This is a genomic window from Streptomyces sp. XY006 (assembly GCF_002237655.1).
In the GTDB taxonomy this organism is placed as follows: Bacteria; Actinomycetota; Actinomycetes; order Streptomycetales; family Streptomycetaceae; genus Streptomyces; species Streptomyces levis.
On the sequence record NZ_NOKT01000005.1, the window covers coordinates 68,671 to 88,563 of the forward strand.

General features: G+C 74.1%; 11 protein-coding genes and 2 pseudogenes. 9 read left to right on the plus strand and 4 right to left on the minus strand.

Translation table 11 applies throughout. From position 1 onward, the window contains the following. The first annotated feature begins 75 nt into the window (after positions 1-75). The 5 genes from cyc2 (at position 76) to CHR28_RS07980 (ending at position 7,313) form a co-directional block, all read left to right on the plus strand. On the plus strand, positions 76-2,241 hold the full coding sequence (gene cyc2, locus CHR28_RS07960) for a germacradienol/geosmin synthase Cyc2 (protein WP_094052790.1): 2,166 nt from the start codon (positions 76-78) through the stop codon (positions 2,239-2,241). A gap of 115 nt (positions 2,242-2,356) precedes the next feature. Then, positions 2,357-4,240 carry an O-aminophenol oxidase PhsA gene (phsA, locus tag CHR28_RS07965; RefSeq protein WP_094052791.1) on the plus strand — a complete coding sequence of 628 codons (1,884 nt, stop codon included), beginning with the start codon at positions 2,357-2,359 and terminating at the stop codon, positions 4,238-4,240. Between the two features lie 127 nt (positions 4,241-4,367). Then, a complete protein-coding gene (locus CHR28_RS07970; RefSeq protein ID WP_094052792.1) occupies positions 4,368-4,934 on the plus strand; it encodes a PDZ domain-containing protein in 567 nt (188 codons plus the stop codon). Positions 4,935-5,157: 223 nt separating this feature from the next. Next, on the plus strand, positions 5,158-6,285 hold the full coding sequence (locus CHR28_RS07975; protein WP_094052793.1) for an aminopeptidase P family protein: 1,128 nt from the start codon (positions 5,158-5,160) through the stop codon (positions 6,283-6,285). A gap of 47 nt (positions 6,286-6,332) precedes the next feature. Next, the gene (locus CHR28_RS07980) at positions 6,333-7,313 is read left to right on the plus strand and encodes an aminoglycoside phosphotransferase family protein (RefSeq protein WP_094052956.1); all 981 of its coding nucleotides are present in this window, start codon (positions 6,333-6,335) and stop codon (positions 7,311-7,313) included. 15 nt (positions 7,314-7,328) lie between these two features. Here the strand turns inward: CHR28_RS07980 and treZ are convergent, their stop codons facing one another. Continuing rightward, complete coding sequence (treZ, locus tag CHR28_RS07985; RefSeq protein WP_094052794.1) at positions 7,329-9,074, minus strand: malto-oligosyltrehalose trehalohydrolase; 1,746 nt, start codon at positions 9,072-9,074, stop codon at positions 7,329-7,331. Positions 9,075-9,246: 172 nt separating this feature from the next. On the opposite strand from treZ, the gene CHR28_RS07990 reads away from it, so the two are divergent. Beyond that, the gene (locus CHR28_RS07990) at positions 9,247-9,798 is read left to right on the plus strand and encodes a DUF1707 and FHA domain-containing protein (protein ID WP_094052795.1); all 552 of its coding nucleotides are present in this window, start codon (positions 9,247-9,249) and stop codon (positions 9,796-9,798) included. Positions 9,799-9,972: 174 nt separating this feature from the next. Then, positions 9,973-11,326, plus strand: a pseudogene (locus tag CHR28_RS07995) (M14 family zinc carboxypeptidase). A gap of 18 nt (positions 11,327-11,344) precedes the next feature. Here CHR28_RS07995 and CHR28_RS08000 read toward each other — a convergent pair. The 3 genes from CHR28_RS08000 to glgX form a co-directional block, all read right to left on the minus strand. Next, on the minus strand, positions 11,345-12,595 hold the full coding sequence (locus CHR28_RS08000) for a M14 family zinc carboxypeptidase (protein ID WP_094052797.1): 1,251 nt from the start codon (positions 12,593-12,595) through the stop codon (positions 11,345-11,347). 291 nt (positions 12,596-12,886) lie between these two features. Continuing rightward, positions 12,887-15,256: a malto-oligosyltrehalose synthase gene (gene treY, locus CHR28_RS08005; RefSeq protein ID WP_094052798.1), complete on the minus strand. Its 2,370-nt coding sequence runs from the start codon at positions 15,254-15,256 to the stop codon at positions 12,887-12,889. Between the two features lie 127 nt (positions 15,257-15,383). Further along, the gene (glgX, locus tag CHR28_RS08010; RefSeq protein WP_094052799.1) at positions 15,384-17,516 is read right to left on the minus strand and encodes a glycogen debranching protein GlgX; all 2,133 of its coding nucleotides are present in this window, start codon (positions 17,514-17,516) and stop codon (positions 15,384-15,386) included. A 181-nt stretch (positions 17,517-17,697) separates the two neighbouring features. On the opposite strand from glgX, the gene CHR28_RS08015 reads away from it, so the two are divergent. Together CHR28_RS08015 and CHR28_RS08020 are read left to right on the plus strand one after the other, a co-directional pair. Continuing rightward, positions 17,698-18,501, plus strand: a complete 804-nt coding sequence (locus CHR28_RS08015) for a Tat pathway signal sequence domain protein (protein WP_094052800.1) — start codon at positions 17,698-17,700, stop codon at positions 18,499-18,501. A gap of 51 nt (positions 18,502-18,552) precedes the next feature. Continuing rightward, positions 18,553-19,871: pseudogene (locus CHR28_RS08020) on the plus strand (copper amine oxidase). Positions 19,872-19,893: the final 22 nt, after the last annotated feature.

A 19,893-nucleotide genomic window follows, 5' to 3' on the forward strand; every position in this document is an offset into this window, starting at 1 on the left:
GGTCCGATTCACGCGATGGTGTGATCATGTCCGGGCTCCCGGATGCCGCCGCGCGGTGCCGGGTAGGGCCCGGCCATGACGCAGCCGTTCGAACTCCCGCACTTCTACCTGCCGCACCCCGCGCGGCTGAACCCCCACGTCGACGAGGCCCGGGCGCACTCGACCGCGTGGGCGCGCGAGATGGGCATGCTGGAGGGATCCGGCGTCTGGGACCGGGCCGACCTCGACGCGCACGACTACGGCCTGCTCTGCGCCTACACCCACCCCGACTGCGACGGCCCCGCCCTCTCCCTCATCACCGACTGGTACGTGTGGGTCTTCTTCTTCGACGACCACTTCCTGGAGCGGTACAAGCGCAGCCAGGACCGCGCCGCCGGCAAGGCCCACCTGGACCGGCTGCCCCTGTTCATGCCGACGGACCTCGCCACCCCCGTGCCGGAACCGCGGAACCCGGTCGAGGCGGGCCTCGCCGATCTGTGGGCGCGTACGGTGCCCGCGATGTCCGAGGACTGGCGCCGCCGCTTCGCCGTGGCCACCGAGCACCTGCTGAACGAGTCGATGTGGGAGCTGTCCAACATCAACGAGGGGCGGATCGCCAACCCCGTCGAGTACATCGAGATGCGCCGCAAGGTCGGCGGCGCCCCCTGGTCCGCGGGGCTCGTGGAGTACGCGACCGCCGAAGTCCCCGCCCGCATCGCCGGGTCGAGGCCGCTCAGGGTGCTGATGGAGACGTTCTCCGACGCCGTGCACCTGCGCAACGACCTGTTCTCGTACCAGCGCGAGGTCGAGGAGGAGGGCGAGAACAGCAACGGCGTGCTCGTGCTGGAGACCTTCTTCGGCTGCAGCACCCAGGAGGCCGCCGACACCGTCAACGACGTCCTCACCTCCCGCCTCCACCAGTTCGAGCACACGGCGTTCACCGAAGTGCCCGCGCTGGCCCTGGAGAAGGGCCTGCGGCCGGACGAGGTCGCGGCCGTGGCGGCGTACACCAAGGGTCTGCAGGACTGGCAGTCCGGCGGCCACGAGTGGCATCTGCGCTCCAGCCGCTACATGAACGAGAACGCCGTACGCGGGGGCGCCCCCTGGCCGGGGTGCGCCGGCCTGGGCACCTCCGCGGCCGACGTGCGCGCCCTGCTCGCCACGGCCGGCGCCGAGCGCATGCGCTCCTACACGCACGTGCCGTACCAGAAGGTCGGACCGGCGCGGATCCCCGACATCCGGATGCCGTTCCCGCTGCAGCTCAGCCCGCATCTCGACCACTCCCGCCGGACCTTGACCGACTGGGTGGCCCGCATGGGCATCCTCGCCGAGGGCGTCTGGGACGCGGACAAGCTCAGGGCCTACGACCTGCCCCTGTGCGCGGCGGGCCTCGACCCGGACGCCACTCCCGAGGCCCTCGACCTCAGCTCGCAGTGGCTGGCCTGGGGCACCTACGGCGACGACTACTACCCGCTGGTGTACGGCCACCGCCGTGACCTGGCCGCCGCCCGGCTGACCACGGCCCGCCTGTCCGACTGCATGCCGGTCGACGCCACCGAGCCGCCGGTCCCGCTCAACGCCATGGAACGCGGCCTGACCGACCTGTGGGCGCGCACCACCGCGGACATGACCCCCGAGGCGCGGCGCTCGCTCAAGGCCGCGGTCGACGCCATGACCGAGAGCTGGCTGTGGGAGCTGTCCAACCAGCTCCAGAACCGCGTCCCCGACCCGGTCGACTACCTGGAGATGCGCCGGGCCACCTTCGGCTCCGACCTCACCCTGAGCCTGTGCCGGCTGGGACACGGCCCGGGCATCCCGCCGGAGGTGTACGCGAGCGGCCCGGTCCGGTCGCTGGAGAACGCCGCTATGGACTTCGCGTGCCTGCTCAACGACGTGTTCTCGTACCAGAAGGAGATCGAGTTCGAGGGCGAGATCCACAACGCGATCCTCGTCGTGCAGAACTTCTTCGGCTGCGACTACCCGACCGGCCTCGGCATCGTGCACGACCTGATGAGCCGGCGCATGCGCCAGTTCGAGCACGTCGTCGCCCACGAACTGCCCCTCCTGTGCGACGACTTCCAGCTCTCGAAGGAGGCGCGGGCCGCGATGGGCACCTATGTGGCGGACCTGCGCAACTGGATGTCCGGCATCCTCAACTGGCACCGGCAGGTGGACCGTTACAAGGAGGCGTGGCTGTCCCGGCGGGCCCACGGCTTCCTCCCGGACCGGCCGCCGGCCGTACCCGTGCCCGCCCTCGGCTGAGGCGGCGCTTTCCAGCCAGATCATCCCGGAACGGGACATGACGGAACCCCCGGCGGCGCGTCGGGGGTCTTTCCGTGTGCAAGGAAACAGCCGAGCACCACACGGGGGATTCACCTTGACCGACATCATCGAACGGCCCGACGCCCGCACGGAGCCCGGGGAACGGGCCCCGGCACCCGCGCCGGCCGAACTGACGCCGTACGTCGCGCCGCTGCCCGTCCCGCCCGTCCTGCGCCCGGCGGGCGGCGACGTGCTGCGCGAGACCGAGATCGCCCTGCGCCCGGCCTGGGTGCGCCTGCACCCACAGCTCCCGCCGACCCTGATGTGGGGCTACGACGGACAGGTGCCGGGCCCCACCATCGAGGTCCGGCGCGGGCAGCGCGTGCGCATCGCCTGGACCAACCGCATCCCGGAGGACAGCGAGTACCCGGTGACCTCCGTGGAGGTGAAGCTGCGCCGGGACGGCCGCCCCCAGCCGAGCACCGAGCCGGGCCGCGACGGGGCCGCCCCCAACAAGGACGTCGCCGCCCTGCCCGCCTGGTCCGTCACCCATCTGCACGGCGCGCAGACGGGCGGCGGCAACGACGGCTGGGCCGACAACGCGGTCGCCTTCGGCGACGCCCAGCTCTCCGAGTACCCGAACGACCACCCGGCGGTGCAGTGGTGGTACCACGACCACGCCATGAACATCACCCGGTGGAACGTGATGGCGGGCCTGTACGGCACCTACCTCGTGCGGGACGACGAGGAGGACGCCCTCCACCTCCCCTCCGGGGAGCGGGAGATCCCGCTGCTGCTGGCCGACCGCAACCTCGACACCGACGAGGACGGGCGCCTCAACGGCCGGCTGCTGCACAAGACGGTCATCGTCCAGGACGCGAACCCGGAGACGGGCAAACCGGTCTCCATCCCCTTCACCGGCCCCTACACCACGGTCAACGGCCGTATCTGGCCCCACCTGGACGCGGACACCGGCTGGTACCGGTTCCGGCTGGTCAACGCCTCCAACGCGCGCATCTACGACCTCGTCCTCGTCGACGAGGACGACAACCCGGTCCCGGGCGTACTGCACCAGATCGGCAGCGACGGCGGGCTGCTGCCACGCCCCGTCCCCGTCGACTTCGACGCGGCGCTGCCGGCCCTGACCGCGGCCCCGGCCGAACGCTTCGACCTGCTGGCCGACTTCCGGGGACTCGCCGGCCGCACGCTGCGGCTGGTCAACAAGGGCCGCAACCAGCCGCCCGGCGTGCCGGACCCGGCGGGAGACGTGCCCTACCCGGCCGTCATGGAGTTCCGCATCCGGGAGACCTGCGAGCCGGACACCTTCGAACTGCCCGCGGTCCTCTCCGGCTCCTTCCGCCGCCTCACCCACGACATCGGGCACGGCCACCGCCTGGTCGTCCTCACCCCGCCCGCCACCAAGGGCGCGGGCGGGCACCCCGAGATGTGGGAGATGGCGGAGGTGGAGCACCCGCACGAGGTCCGGGTCCCCACCGACGGCATCATCCAGATCACCGGCCCGGACGGCACGACCAGGACGTACCGGCGCACGGCACGGACGTTCAACGACGCCCTCGGCTACACCATCGCCGAGGGCAGCCACGAGCAGTGGAGCTTCCTCAACCTCGCGCCCATCGTCCACCCCATGCACATCCACCTGGCCGACTTCCAGCTGCTCGGCCGGGACGCCTACGACGTCTCGGGCTTCGACCCGGCGGTGGGCGGCACCCGCACGCCGATCCGCCACGACCCGGGCACGAGCATCCCGCTCGCGCCCAACGAACTCGGCTGGAAGGACGTCTTCCGGGTGCCCGGTGACCAGCTGCTGCGCGTCATGGGGAGGTTCGACGGAGCACACGGCCGGTTCATGTACCACTGCCATCTGCTGGAGCACGAGGACATGGGCATGATGCGGCCCTTCGTCGTGATGCCCGCCCCGGTGCTGAAGTTCGACCACGGCGGGGCCCACGGCGGCCACGGGGAGGGCCACACCGGCTGACGCACCGGACCGCGCCGGTCTGTCTCACTCGTTCGTGGCTCGTCGGCCGCCGACGGGCCGGGTAGAGCACCTGCCGAGATCGTTCCGGCACCCGCCGGAGGCGATCGGCACCACCCGGAGGCGAGCCATGGAACGAACCGCGCTGCGACCCAAGCCGATGCCGGGCCAGGAGCCCGAGCCGGCACCGGCGACGGGGTCCGGGCCGCCGCGGCGGCGTCCGCACGCCGCCCGGCGGCGCGGCCGGCGGCTGCTCAACGTGCTGCTCGCCGGGTTCGCCGGTGCCGTCCTGGTGCTGTCCGGGATCGGCCTGGGGGCGATGGGCGCCACGGTGACCGGCGAGGGCGGGCTCCTCGATCCGCGGCAGCGGCACACGCCCCCGCTCAGCCGCCCCTCCCCGGCCGGCTCCGCCGCGCCCGCGTCCGCGCCCGCCGCCGTGACGCTCGGGGTGCAGGTCATGGACGCACGCGGCCCCGGGGCCGTGGTCGTAGGGCTCCACGTCCCCGGACCGGTGCAGCGGGCGGGCCTGGTGCGCGGCGACGTCCTGCTGAACTTCGGCGCGACCCGGATCGACACGGCCTCCGACCTGGTGCGAGCCGTCTCCCGGGCCCGCCCCGGGCGGGAGGTGCGGCTGACGGTGCGGCACCGCAGCGGCGGCTACGAGCAGGTGACGGTCGTACCGGCCCTGGTCACCTGAACCACACCGGTCCCGGTGCCGCCGCTCTCGTCACCAGCACGGCGGCGCCGGCGGAGGCACGGTCGTACGCTCCCAGGCCGCCTCCGGGCATGGGTGCCAATGGGTCGGTGACGGGCCGGGGTGAGGCATGGTGCCCGGTGAAAGCCCGCAGACGGCTCGCGCCGCCCCCTCCGGCCGGGCAGGATGCTGCCCGTAGCCCCTTCGTCCGTCCTGGGAGGCCCGGATGACCGGAAGCACGGCCGCGTCCTTCACCGCCGACGACTACCGGGCCCGCATGGAGCGCGCCGCGCGGACCGCCGCCGAGGCCGGGCTCGCGGGCCTCCTCGTCGCCCCCGGGCCGGATCTGGTGTGGCTCACCGGCTACACGCCCCCGGCCGTCACCGAGCGGCTCACCCTGCTGGTCCTCGCCCCGGGGCAGGACCCCGTCCTCGTCGTCCCCGCGCTGGAGGCCCCCGACGCGCTCCGGGCCGCCGGCGCGCCGGCCCTGACCCTGCGCGACTGGACCGACGGCAAGGACCCCTACGCCGCGACCGCCGCGCTCCTCGACCCGGTGGGCCGCTTCGGCATCAGCGACAACGCCTGGGCGCTGCACCTGCTCGCCCTGCGGCGGGCCCTGCCGGACAGCTCCTACGCCTCGCTCACCGAGGCCCTGCCGATGCTGCGCGCCGTCAAGGACGCGGCCGAACTGCAGCTCATGGCGGCCGCGGGGGCCGCCGCCGACGCCGCGTTCGAGGAGATCCGCGAGGTCCCCTTCGCCGGCCGCCGGGAGTCCGAGGTGGCCGCGGACCTCGACCGGCTGCTGCGCCGGCACGGCCACGAGCAGGTCGACTTCACCATCGTCGCCTCGGGCCCGAACGGCGCCGACCCGCACCACGAGGCGGGCGACCGGGTCATCGCACGCGGCGACATGGTCGTCCTCGACTTCGGCGGCCTGAGGGACGGGTACGGCTCCGACACCTCCCGCACGGTCCACGTCGGCCCGCCCACGGACGAGGAGCGGCGGGTGCACGACGTGGTGCGCGCGGCCCAGGAGGCCGGATTCCGCGCGGTGCGGCCGGGCGCCGCATGCCAGGACGTCGACCGGGCCGCCCGCGCCGTCATCGCCGACGCCGGGTACGGCGAGTACTTCATCCACCGCACCGGCCACGGCATCGGCGTCACCACCCACGAGCCGCCGTACATGATCGAGGGCGAGGAGCAGCCGCTCGTGCCCGGCATGTGCTTCTCCGTGGAGCCGGGCGTCTACCTGCCCGGCCGGTTCGGCGTGCGCATCGAGGACATCGTCACCGTCACCGAGGACGGCGGACGGCGGCTGAACGACACCACCCGCGAGCTGGTCATAGTGGAGTGAGGCCACCGATGTCCCCCGCACGCGTGACGAACGGCAACGGCGCGACCATGACCCAGGCACCCACCCCCACCGCGGACACCGTCCGCCGGCTGGTCCTGTCCCTGCTCGAGGACGGCAGGCAGGGCAAGGCCGGCCGGAGCGGCACGCGGGACGCGCGAGGCGGGGGCACCGCGCAGGACGGCGGCATCGACATCCGGCCCGCCACCGAGGACGCCGAACCCACCACCTGGTGGGTCGGCACCCGCCACGTGCTGCGCCTGGCCCCCGACCGCGAGGCCACCGTGCGCCGGCGCCGCGAACTGCGCCTGCGCGATCTCGTCCGCCCGCACGTCCCGGTGGCCGTCCCGGCCAGCGTCGCGCACGGCGAGTGGGCACCCGGGCTGGCCTACACGCTCGACACCAGACTGCCCGGCGGGTCAGGCGAACGGCACGCCGTGTCCGCCGTCGGGGAGGCCGACCTGGCGGGGCTGCTCACCGGCCTGCGCGAGGTGCCGGTGCGGCAGGCCGAGACCCTCGGCGTGCCGCGCGTCGCCCCCCGCTCGCTGGAGACGCTGCGCCGCGCCGCCGTACGCGCCGCCCAACGCCTCGACGAGGCCGACGAGTTCGACGCCGCCCGGCTGCACCAGCTCACCCCGCCCGCCGCGGCCCAGCTGGCCGCCCAGTCCGGCTCGGCGGTCCTCACCCACCACGCGCTGACGGCGGGACACCTCGTGGTCGGCGCGGACGGGCGGGTGCGCGGCGTCCTCGGCTGGTCCGGGGCGGTGGTCGGCGACCCGGCCGAGGACATCGCGGGCCTCGCGCGCGCCGTCGGCGCGCCCGCCGCCGTGCGCGCCGCCACCCTCGCCGGCTACGGCGCCCGGCCCTGCCTGCGCGGCCTCTGGCTCGCCCGCTGCGACGCCCTCGCCGCCCTCGCCGAGGCGCTCACCGCCCAGGACCTCACCCTGCCGCGCACCCGGCTGCGCCACGCCTGGGAGCCGATCCTGCTGGAACGGGTGACGGACCTGGGCGCCACCGACGACACCCCGTGACCCGCCCCGGCCGGCTCACTCCTGCAGCAGCACCACGCCCGACTCACCGGGCAGGCGCACCACACCGTCCGCGCCGGGGGTCTCCACCGGCTCCCAGGCGGCCAGCACGCGCGCGTGGGGCACCCCCAGCGGCAGCTCGGCCGGCTCCCGGGCCAGGTTCACCGCCACCAGGACGTCCCCGCGCCGGAAGGCCAGCCAGCGCCGCTCCTCGTCGTAGGCGACCTTCGTGTCGGCGAGGTCCGGATCGGTCAGGTCGGGCTGCTCGTGGCGCAGGGCGAGGAGCCGGCGGTACCAGTCCAGCATGCGCGCGTGAGGCTCGCGTTCCGGCTCGGACCAGTCCAGGCAGGAGCGGTCCCGGGTCGCCGGGTCCTGCGGGTCGGGCACGTCCTCCTCCTTCCACCCGTGCGCCGCGAACTCCCGCCGCCTGCCCCGGCGCACGGCGTCCGCCAGTTCCGGGTCGGTGTGGTCGGTGAAGAACTGCCAGGGCGTGCCCGCCGCCCACTCCTCGCCCATGAAGAGCATCGGCGTGAACGGCGCGGTCAGCACCAGCGTGGCCGCACAGGCCAGCAGCCCGGGGGAGAGCAGGGCCGAAAGGCGGTCCCCCTGGGCGCGGTTGCCGACCTGGTCGTGGGTCTGGCTGTAGCCCAGCAACCGGTGCCCGGCCACGCGGTTGCGGTCCAGGGCCCGGCCGTGGTGGCGCTCGCGGAAGCTGGAGTACGACCCGTCGTGGAAGTAGCCGCCGGTGAGGGTCTTGGCGAGCCCGCCGAGGGACGCGCGTGCGAAGTCCGCGTAGTAGCCCTGCGCCTCACCGGTCAGCACCGTGTGCAGGGCGTGGTGGAAGTCGTCGTTCCACTGCGCGTGCAGCCCGAGGCCCCCCTCGCCGCGGGCGGTGATGAGCCGCGGGTCGTTCAGATCCGACTCGGCGACCAGGAACAGCGGCCGCTCCACCTCGGCGGCCAGGGCGTCCACGGCCGTCGACAGCTCCTCCAGGAAGTGCAGCGCGCGGGTGTCCACCAGGGCGTGCACCGCGTCCAGCCGCAGCCCGTCCAGCCGGTAGTCCCGCAGCCAGGCCAGCGCGCTGCCGGTCAGGAACGCGCGCACCTCGTCCGAGCCGGGCGCGTCCAGATTGACCGCCGCACCCCACGGCGTGTGGTGCGTGTCCGTGAGGTACGGGCCGAAGACCGGCAGGTAGTTGCCGGACGGGCCGAAGTGGTTGTGCACCACGTCCAGGACCACGCCGAGGCCGAGTTCGTGGGCCCGGTCGACGAAGCGTTTCAGCGCCTCGGGCCCGCCGTACGGCTCGTGCACCGCCCACAGGGAGACGCCCTCGTAACCCCAGCCGTGGGTGCCCGGGAAAGGGGTGAGCGGCATCAGTTCCACGTGCGTGACGCCCAGTTCGGCGAGATGGCCGAGCCGCGCGGCGGCCGCGTCCAGCGTGCCCTCGGGCGTGTACGTCCCCACGTGCAGCTCGTACAGCACCGCCCCGGGCAGCGGCCGGCCCTGCCAGGGCACGCGCCAGGCGTACCGCTCGTGCTCGACGACGGCGCTCAGCCCGTCCGGGCCGTCCGGCTGGCGGCGCGAGCGCGGATCGGGCAGCACCGGCCCGTCGTCCAGCGCGAAGCCGTACCGGGACCCGTCGCGCGCCTCCGCCTCGCCCCACCACCACCCCGCCCGTTCCGGATCGCGCTCCAACGCGCGCGTGACGCCGTCGCACTGGAGTGTCACTCGGCCGGCCTGCGGTGCCCACACCTCGAACTGCACGGACGGTTCCCCTTCGTCTGCTCACCGTGATGTAGCCCGTCCATGGTGCGTCAAACGAGATCAATCCGCCGGTGCATCCACCCTTTTGCGGCGGGTCTCCCGGGTACGCGTGCGTGGCGGGCGTTTTCCCGTTTCCTGGACAGCCCGGCCGCGCTGTCCGACAATCACGAGCGTGACGTCGTCCTTCGAGTTCCCCACGTACCCCGCGCGGCTCTCCGACGCGGAGCGCGACAAGGCGCTGCGGGTGCTGCGTGACGGCGTCGCCCTGGGACGCCTGTCCCACGACACGTTCATCCGCCGCATGGAACTGGCGCTCGCCGCCCGCCGCCCGGACGAGCTCGCGGTGCTCACCGCCGACCTGCCCACCGAGAGCCGCTTCTCCCGCCTGCTGTTCGGCTCCGTCGAGGCGGTCTCCGGATTCACCGTGCGGCTGCGCCGGGCCTGGCAGGCCGAGCGGCTGCCCAAACTGCTGCTGCCGCACCCGGCGCACGCCCATCCGCTGCGCATAGGCCGCGACCCCGCCAGCGGACTGCGGCTCAACCACGAGACCGTCTCCCGCGTGCACGCCGAACTGCGCCACCAGGGCGGCATGTGGGTCCTGCGCGACCTGGGCTCCACCAACGGCACGACGGTGAACGGACGGCGGGTCGTCGGCGCGGCCGTCGTCCGCGAGGGCGACCAGGTGGGCTTCGGGCACATGCTGTTCCGGCTGTCCGCCGGCTGACCGAAAAGCGCGCCACGCTTCAGCCCTGGCCTCGGGCCGACCGGCAGTCGATCTTTCCGGAGTGGCCGAAACCCCTTTGTGCACCACGGTGTTGACGTACCTCCCAAGTCGTGACTGACTGTGCGTACGCCATGTACTCCTGGTGAACCGTCGGCGCCGCATCGGAGGTGTGCCCTGCCGCCCCTCCCGCGCTACCCGACCGTCGACGAACTGGGCACCCGGGCCGCCGCGCTCGTCGCCCGCCACCCCCGTGACGCCCGGCTGCGCCGGGTCGGGACCTCCCGCGCGGGCACGCCCCTGTGGCTGCTGTCCGTGGGCCACGGCGACCGCCAGGCCCTGGTCGTCGCCGGACCCCACGCCAACGAACCCGTGGGCGGCGCCACCGTGCTGCGCCTGGCCGAGCGCGCCCTGGCCGACCCGCGGCTGACCGAGGGCGCGGACGCCACCTGGAACCTGCTGCTCAGCCTCGACCCGGACGGCCTGCGCCGCAACGAGGGCTGGCTGACCGGCCCCTACACCCTCGGCCGGTACTTCCGGAACTTCTTCCGGCCCGGCTTCCTGGAACAGCCCGAATGGCTGCCCGACGGCGCGGCCGCCGCCGCCCTGCCGGAGACCCGTGCCCTCCTCGACGTCCAGGACGACCTGCGGCCGTTCCTGCAGTGCTCCCTGCACGGCGTCGACGTCGGCGGCGGCTTCGTCGAGCTCACCCACGACCTGCCCGGCCTCGACCGGCGCCTCGCCCACATCGCCGCCCGGCTCGGCATCCCCCGCGAACTCGGCGCCTACGACGCGCTGTACTGGCCCGGCCTCGGGCCCGCCGTCTACCGCATCCCGCCGCCGCGCCGGGCCTCGCTGGCCGCCGCCATCACCGAGGCCGCCGTCGAGTCGACGTGGTTCCACCCGCACCGGCACGGCACCGTCACCGCGGTCGTCGAGGCGCCCATGTGGGGCGTGGCGGCCGTCGCGGACGACGCCCCGCCCGGGGACCGGGACGCGGTGCTGCGGGCCGTCAGCCGCACCCTGCGCCACGACACGGGCCTCCTGCGGCACCTGCTGGCCCGGATCCGCCCGCACCTGGACACCGCACGCGACGCGGCGCGTCTGCTCGCCCCCGTGGACGACTATCTCCTGGTCTGCCCCGGCCTCGCCGACGCCTGGGACCCCGACACCGGTACCGGCGCGGCCCACCCCCTGCCGTCCCTCAGCAGCGCCCACCTGGCCGCCCTGCGCATCTCCGGGCGGCGGCTGGCGCTGCGCACCGCCGGGCTGCTCCACCAGCTCGTGCGGGCCTGCGGCCACGATCCGGCCGGGGCGCTGCCGGAGCTGGACCGGCTGATCGACGCGTGGTGCGCCGACTACCGCGACGGCTGCGGGGCGCGCTGGATCCCGGTCGCCCGCCAGGCGGAGTACCAGGCGCGGGTGGTGCTGTCGGCGTTCGAACTCGCCGGGCGGCTGCCGCGCGCGGGCTCCGGCCCGGGGGAGCCCGGGGTGGCGGCCCGGGGCGGCGGTGCCGACGCGGCGGGGCTGACGCCCTGACACCGCGCCCCTAGCCGGTCTTCTCGCGTGCGTGCAGCGCGGCCGCGACCACCGTCCGGCTCTGGTGCTCCACCTGGTTCTCCAGGGGCACCCAGCGGGCGCGGAAACGCTCCGCGAAGGCGTCGCTCCAGGTCGCCACGAGATGCTCCAGCTGTTTCGCCGCCCGTTCGTCGGTGCCGCGCAGCACCCGCCGCAGCATGGCCGCGGCCCGCAGGGGCACGCGCCGCGCGAACGCGTCCACACTGCCGACGTAGGCCATCGTCCGGTCGGCGGGCGGGGTGTGCGCCAGGTCGGCGGCCAGTCCCGGCACCAGCTCAAGGCCCCACCGCGCGGCCCGCAGCAACGGCCCGTCCAGCTCCGCGAGCCGGGGCAGCGCGCCCTCCAGCACGCGCGTCACCTCCAGCGCGTCGCGCTGCAGCCGGCGCGCGAGCCGCCCGAGCGCCGCCGCCGGGGCCGGATGCGGAGCCGGGTCGTCCACCAGGTCGCTCGCCCACATCGGCACCTCGACCACGGCCGTGAGACCGCCGTAGCGGTGGGCGTGGAACCAGGTGCTGTGCCGCGCGTCGTCCGGCAGGCTCGGGTACGCCGGGCCGATCCCCGGGGCGGGCATCACGTGCACGCCCGGCCCGGAGGCGGGCCAGCCCGCGGCGTCCGAGGCGCCGGTCTCCACCGGGATGTGCAGTTCCGCGGCCGACTTGGCGAACGGCTCGGCCAGTCCGGGCACGTCCTTGGTGAGCTGCACCCAGCTGCCCCCGAGGTCCGTGCCGTGCAGGGTCACCTGGAGGTACGGGCGCAGCTCGTCGATGACGCCGGTCAGCGCCCGGGTCTCGGGCGGCAGCCGGTCGGGCGGCAGCACGGACGGTGCCCACTCGGGCTGCTCCGGGCCCGCGGGCCGGAAGAAGCCGAGGTGGTAGTCGAACAGGCTGCGCGGCGCCGGCGTCACGTGCAGACTCGCCCCGTCGGGGTCGGCGCACAGCAGGAAGTGCCAGGACATGCCGTCGCGCAGCTCCCGCTGCTCCAGGACCCGCCGGGCGAGCGCGAGGAGCGTGCAGGAGCCGGTCGGCTCGTTGGCGTGGGCGCCCGCGACCACCAGCACGGCGCGGCGGGCCCGGCCCACGGACAGCAGGTGCAGCGGCCGGCCGGCCCGTGAGGCGCCCACCTGGCGCAGGGTGCACACGCCGGGACGCTGGGCGGTCAACGCGCGGGCAGCGCGGACCTGTTCGGTCACCGTCGGGTAGCGCAGCTCCGGCAGGACACTCACCCCCGTCACATCCGCCCGAGTTCGCCCTGGCAGTACCCCACGGCCGTGGTGCGCTGTCAAGGGCACGACGGGGGAGGCTCCAGGGGGCGCCCGGAAGCACTGCCCCGCCGGGGCCGGGCCCCGCCCGACGCCGCGTGCGGGAACGGGGCCCGGCGGCGCGGCAGGGGAGGACGGGGATGCCTCTGAGGCACCCCCGTGGCCGGATGCCCTTGGCCGGATGCCCCTGAGGCACCGCCGTGGTCGGATGCCCTTGGCCGGATGCCCCTGAGGCACCCCCGTGGTCGCCCGGGGTCAGTCGCCCGTCTTCTGCAGCAGGGCCACCGGCAGGGCCGCGAACAGCTCCGCCACCCGCACACGTCCCGTCAACTCCCGGCCCGGTTCCAGCACGTCGGCCCAGCGGCCCGGCGGCAGCGGCAGCACGGTGTCCCGCCAGCCGCCCGCCTCGGCGAGCCGCAGCGACAGCCGGGTCACGGCCGTCACCACCTCACCGGACCGGGCGAACGCCAGGCAGTGCCCGGCCGCCGGGCCCTCCGCCGGCAGCGCCGTGTACGTGGCCGTGTCGCCGAACGCGCCGGGGAGCCGCGCCCGCAGCCCCAGCGCGGCCCGAGTCACGGCGGCCTTCTCGCCGGACGTGCCCCCGAGGTCCGCGGGCGGGAAGTCCACCGCCCGCCGGTTGTCCGGGTCGACCAGGGCCCGGTACTCGGCCTCCGTGCCCTGGTAGACGTCCGGGACGCCCGGCATCGTCAGCTGCACCAGGGCCGTGCCCAGCACGTTGGCCCGGATGTGCGGCGCGAGCGACTCCCGGAACGCGGCGACGCGCTCACCCGGCGCCCCGCACGGCCCCGCCGCCACGAACCGCGCCACCGCCTCCTCGTACGGCGGCTCCTGCTCGGTCCAGCTGGTGAACAGGCCCGCCTCGCGCACGTGCTTCAGCAGCGCGCCCTGCACCCGCTCGGCGGCCCCGTCGGCCGGGCCCAGCCCGAACACCGTCTGCCAGGCCGCCCACGCCAGCTGCGCGTCCGGCACGCCCTCGCCGGAGCGGGTCACCTCGGCGAGGACGTCCGCCCAGCGCTCCGGGCACTCGGTGAGCACGTGCAGCGCGGCCCGGACGTCGGCGCTGCGCTTGGTGTCGTGCGTCGAGGCCACCGTCCCGGTCGCCGGCCAGTCGCGCTGCACGCGCGCGCAGTACCCGTGGAACTCCTCGGGCGTCAGCGCGGGAGCGCCCGGGTTCCCGCCCACCTCGGTCGCCGACAGCAGCGGCACGTACCGGTAGAACGCCGTGTCCTCGACGGACTTGGCCCGCAGCGCCGACGAGGTCTGCGCGAACCGCGCGCGGAACTCCAGCTGGGCGGGCCCGTCGCCGTACCGCCCCAGCACCAGATCGCGTACGACGTCGACCGCGCCGGCCTCCTCCGGCACCGCGAAGGCGAGCCGGGCCTCGGCCGCGGCCTCCTCGGTGACCAGGGACGCCGCGTCGACGGACTCGTACGGCCGGTAGACCTCCATGCGGACCAGCAGCTCCTGCAGCGCCGTGCGCAGCGCCCAGGGCGCGCGGTCGCGCAGCGCGGGCTCCGGCGAGGTCGCGCACAGCCGGGTCGCGACCCGCGTCAGCCGCTCCGTCTCGGTCGCCAGCTCGTGCGTGAGCACCTTGTACGCCGCGCGCCGCACCGTCGCGTCCCACTGCCCGCCCCGGTCCGTCTGCGGGGCCGCGAAGCGCCGGTACTGGCCGAGCAGCTCCCCGAACCCGGCCGGGTCGGTGAAGACGCCGTCCACGTGCCGCAGGGCGTCGTAGCCGGTGGTGCCCGCGACGGGCCAGGAGGCCGGCAGATGCTCGCCGTCGGCCAGGATCTTCTCCACGACCGTCCAGCGCCCGCCGGTCGCCTCGTGCAGCCGGCGCAGGTAGCCGTCGGGGTCGGCGAGCCCGTCGGGGTGGTCGACGCGCAGCCCGTCGATCACGCCCTCGTGCAACAGCTGGAGGATCTTGTCGTGGGTGGCCTCGAAGACCTCCGGGTCCTCCACCCGCACCCCGATGAGCTCCGAGATGCTGAAGAAGCGCCGGTAGTTGAGCTCGGTCCGGGCCAGCCGCCACCACACGGGCCGGTACCACTGCGCGTCCAGCAGGTGCGGCAGCGGCAGGTCCTCGGTGCCCTCGCGCAGCGGGAACACATGGTCGTAGTAGCGCAGGACGTCCCCGTCGACGCGCAGCTCGTCGAGCACCTCGCCCACGGGCCCGCCGAGCACCGGCAGCAGCACCTGGCCGTCCTGGGCCTCCCAGTCGATGTCGAACCAGCGGGCGTAGGGCGACTTCGGGCCCTCGCGCAGCACCTCCCACAGGGCCCGGTTGTGCCGCGGTGACATGGCCATGTGGTTGGGGACGATGTCCACCACCAGGCCGAGTCCGTGCTCGCCCGCCGTGCGCGCCAGCGCCCGCAGCCCGTCCTCGCCGCCCAGCTCCTCACGCACGCGCGCGTGGTCGACGACGTCGTAGCCGTGCGCCGAGCCGGGCACCGCCTCCAGGACGGGGGACAGGTGCAGGTGCGAGACCCCGAGCGAGGCCAGGTACGGCACGGCGGCCGCGGCTGCTCCGAACGGGAAGTCGGGCTGCAGCTGCAGCCGGTACGTGGCCGTGGGCACCACCGGGTCAGGTCGCTCAGGTGTCATGGAAACGTACGTACCCGTCCCGCGGCGGTTCGTGCCCCCGGGCCCTCCGGGTGCGCCGCGCGTCGCCCGGACGAGTGGCTCTCACCGGGCGACGCGCGGCGGACCGCCTGCGCGGGCCGCGCTGCGGCTACACGGGCCGCTGGAGCACGGTCATGCTCCGGTCGGTGAGGGTCAGCCGGTCCCCGGCCTGCACCTTCGCGCCGGTGTCCGACGGCACGCCCTCCGGCAGCGCCGTGTCGACCACGACCTCCCACTGCCGCCCGTGGTTGACCGGGACGACGAATTCCAGCGGCTTGGGGGAGGCGTTGAACATCAGCAGGAACGAGTCGTCCGTGATGCGCTCCCCGCGCGCTCCCGGCTCCGAGATCGCGTTGCCGTTGAGGAACACGGTGAGCGCCGACGCCTGCGCCGAGTCCCAGTCCCGCTGGGTCATCTCCCGGCCGTCCGGGGTGAACCACGCGATGTCGGACAGGTCGTCGTGCGTGCCCTCCACGGGCCGGCCGTGGAAGAAGCGCCGGCGGCGGAAGACCGGGTGGTTGCGGCGCAGCCACACCATCGCGCGCGTGAAGCCCAGCAGCTCCCTGCTCAGGCCCCCCTCGGCGTCCTCCGTCTCGTCGGGCCACTCCACCCACGCCAGCTCGTTGTCCTGGCAGTAGGCGTTGTTGTTGCCGCGCTGGGTGCGGGCGAACTCGTCGCCGTGGCTGATCATGGGCACGCCCTGGGACAGCATCAGCGTCGCGATGAAGTTCCGCATCTGCCGGGCCCGCAGCGCCAGCACGTCCGGATCGTCGGTCTCGCCCTCGACGCCGCAGTTCCAGGACCGGTTGTGGCTCTCGCCGTCGCGGTTGTCCTCGCCGTTGGCCTCGTTGTGCTTGTCGTTGTAGGACACCAGGTCGTGCAGGGTGAAGCCGTCGTGGCAGGTCACGAAGTTGATCGAGGCCAGCGGGCGGCGGCCGTCGTCCTGGTACAGGTCGGAGGAGCCGGTCAGCCGCGAGGCGAACTCCGCGAGCGTGCGCTGCTCGCCCCGCCACAGGTCCCGCACGGTGTCCCGGTACTTGCCGTTCCACTCGGTCCACAGCGGCGGGAAGTTCCCCACCTGGTAGCCGCCCTCGCCCACGTCCCACGGCTCCGCGATCAGCTTCACCTGGGAGACGACCGGGTCCTGCTGCACCAGGTCGAAGAACGACGACAGCCGGTCCACCTCGTGGAACTGCCGGGCCAGCGTCGCGGCCAGGTCGAAGCGGAACCCGTCGACGTGCATGTCCGTGACCCAGTACCGCAGCGAGTCCATGATCAGCTGGAGCACGTGCGGGGAGCGCATGAGCAGGGAGTTCCCGGTCCCTGTCGTGTCCATGTAGTAGCGGGGGTCGTCGGTGAGCCGGTAGTAGCGCGGGTTGTCCAGGCCCTTGAAGGACAGGGTCGGGCCCAGGTGGTTGCCCTCGGCCGTGTGGTTGTAGACCACGTCGAGGATCACCTCGATCCCGGCCTCGTGCAGCGCCTTCACCGCCGACTTGAACTCCAGCACCTGCTGGCCCCGGTCGCCCCAGGACGCGTAGGCGTTGTGCGGGGCGAAGAAGCCGATGGTGTTGTAGCCCCAGTAGTTGTTCAGGCCCATGTCGACCAGGCGGTGATCGTTCACGAACTGGTGGACGGGCATCAGCTCCAGCGCGGTGACGCCGAGCTCGGTGAGGTGCTCGATGATCGCCGGGTGCGCGAGGGCCGCGTAGGTGCCGCGCAGCTCCTCCGGGAGCCCCGGGTGGCGCATCGTGAGGCCCTTGACGTGGGCCTCGTAGAGCACCGTGTGGTGGTACTCGGTGCGCGGACGCCGGTCGTCGCCCCAGTCGAAGTAGGGGTTGACGACGACCGAGGTCATCATGTGCGGCGCCGAGTCGAGATCGTTGCGCCGGTCGGGATCGTCGAAGTGGTAGCCGTAGACCTCCTCACCCCAGCGGACGGATCCGCTGATCGCACGCGCGTACGGATCGAGCAGCAGCTTCGCGGAATTGCACCGCAGCCCGTGCTCCGGTGCGTACGGCCCGTGCACCCGGAACCCGTACCGCTGCCCGGGCATGATGCCGGGCAGGTACGCGTGCCGGACGAACGCGTCGCTCTCGCGGAGCTCGATCGCCGTCTCCGAGCCGTCGTCGTGCAGCAGACACAGCTCTACTCGGTCCGCGGCCTCCGTGAAGACCGCGAAGTTGGTACCGGCGCCGTCGTACGTGGCACCGAGTGGATACGCCTCGCCAGGCCAGACCTGCATGGATACGACTCTTTCAGCTGTACGGCGCCGGTGGGGACGCCTTGGCCCCCGAGTCTCCCCGAAAGTGGGGGAACCTCCTATGGCTTATCTCCCTCCTACCGAGTGACCAGTGCATACGAGATATGCCGAACCAGAGGGGCCGAAACATACTTCCGGGGCTGTGGGGGAGCAGGGGGAAGACGTGCGCACGATAGTCGACCGCCACCTGGGCAAGGTCGTGGCGGGAACGGCCGTGGCGGTGGCCGCGACGGCCGCCCTGGTCGCCGTGACCCTGCCCGGCACGGCCGGGGCCGAAGGCACAGGCGCGGGCGCGGGGCGTTCCGCCCGGCAGGAGGCCGCGACGGCGCCCGCCGTGGCCCCCGGCGTGGTCGAGCCGCCGGCGGCCGAGGGGGAGCGGGGCACGGGCCGTGACCCGCTGACCGACGACGAGACGAGGCGGGCCGAGAGGATCGCCCTCAGCGGGCGGCTGTTCCGGTCCGGCGAGAACGTGGCCGGCGGACGCGGCCCGCAGCGCCTCGGCGTCGACCTCGCCGAACCCGGCTCCGGGGAGGCCGGCGACCCGGCCGCGCCGCGCCGCGCCGAGGTGACCTCCTACGACTACCGGAACGACACGCTCGTCACCCGGACCGTCGACCTCGCCACCGGCACCGTGGTGCGCACGAGCACCCAGCGGGGCGTTCAGCCGCCGCTGAGCGCCGCCGAGAAGGCCGAGGCGGCCGCGCTCCTGATCGCCGACCCGCTGGGCGCGGGACTCCGCGCCGACTACAAAGCCGCCACGGGCACCGACCTCACCTCCCCGGACCGGCTCCGGCTCAGCGGCGCCGTGTACCGGGCCGCGCCCGGCGCCGGGCCCGCCGCCCTCGACGACTGCGGCGAGCACCGCTGCGTCCGGCTCTTCCCGAAGGTCGAGAACGGGCCGTGGATCGACGCCAGGTCGCTGGTGATCGACCTCAGTGCCCGCGAGGTCGCCACGCTCGGCCGCTGATCCGGCCCGCCCACCCGTCCATCCCGCTCCTCCCGAGGGAGTCACCTCGTCATGCGTGTGCACAGCGACAGCCGGGCCCGCACCCGGGCCGCCGTGGGACTGACCGTGGCCGCGCTCGCCGCCGGCGTCACGGCCGGCGCCGGGCCGGCCACCGCCCGGCCGGAGAACGCGCCCGCGCCCACCGCCGCCTACTGCGGCGCCGCCCACCGCATCGAACAGAAGCTCTCCACCGGCACCACCTGGCGGATGTGCCGGCGCTACGACGGCAAGGCGGGCCTGGTCCTGGAGGACGTCTCCTACCAGCCGAAGGGCGAACGCCGGCCGATCAAGGTCCTCCACAGCGCCAGGCTCGGCCAGATCCACGTCCCCTACGACGACGGCAGCGTCGAGTACGACGACCTGACCGGCTTCGACTTCGCCCAGGGGCTGATGAACCTGGCGCCGGCGAGTGCCCCGGCGGCACCATCAAGACCGTCAAGGTGCCCGACTCCGTCAACGAGACCCCGACGATCAAGGGCCTGTGCACCACCACCCGCTCCCGCGGCCACGCCTACCGCATGCAGGGTGACACCCCGGGCACGGTCCACCAGGCCCAGGGCCGTGACCTTCTCGTCCACACCGTGAACCAGGTCGGCTGGTACGAGTACCTGACCGAGTGGCGCTTCCAGGACGACGGCGCGATCACCATGAACCTCGGCGCCACCGGCAGCCTGTCCTGGGACGACTACGACGCCGGCGACGGCCGCGGCCGGCCCGTCGGCAAGGGCGCGAGCGCCCGGGCCACCAGCCACAGCCACAACGCCTTCTGGCGGCTCGACTTCGCCCTCGACGGCTCCACGAGGAACCGCGTCGAGCAGTACGACTCCACCGTCACCGCGCCCACCGGCGGGCAGCAGGCCCCGACCACCAGGACGACCCGCACGAAGATCACCAAGGAGCTCGCGGGGGACATCCGGAACTACCGCTGGTGGCGCGTGGTCAGCGCGACCGGCAAGAACAAGGACGGACACGCGCGCTCCTACGAGATCGTCCCGGGGCCCACCACCAGGTACCCGGGCCGCGGCTTCACCAAGCACGATCTGTACGTCACGCAGTACAACCCGTGCGAACGGTTCGCCAGCCACAACCCCGGCCCCTGCGGGCCCGGCGCCGGCACCTCCGTCGACCGGTGGGTGAACGGGCAGATCCTCAGCCACCCGGTGGTCTGGATGAACATCGGTTTCCACCACGTCGCCCGCGACGAGGACCAGCAGCCCATGCCCGTCCACTGGCAGGGATTCTCCCTCGCCCCGCGCGACGCCACCGCCATGAATCCGCTCACTCCGGACGGGCTCGCCTGGCAGAACGGGCACTGGCGGCCCGGCCGTTGACAACGATGCTGCCCATCGGGCT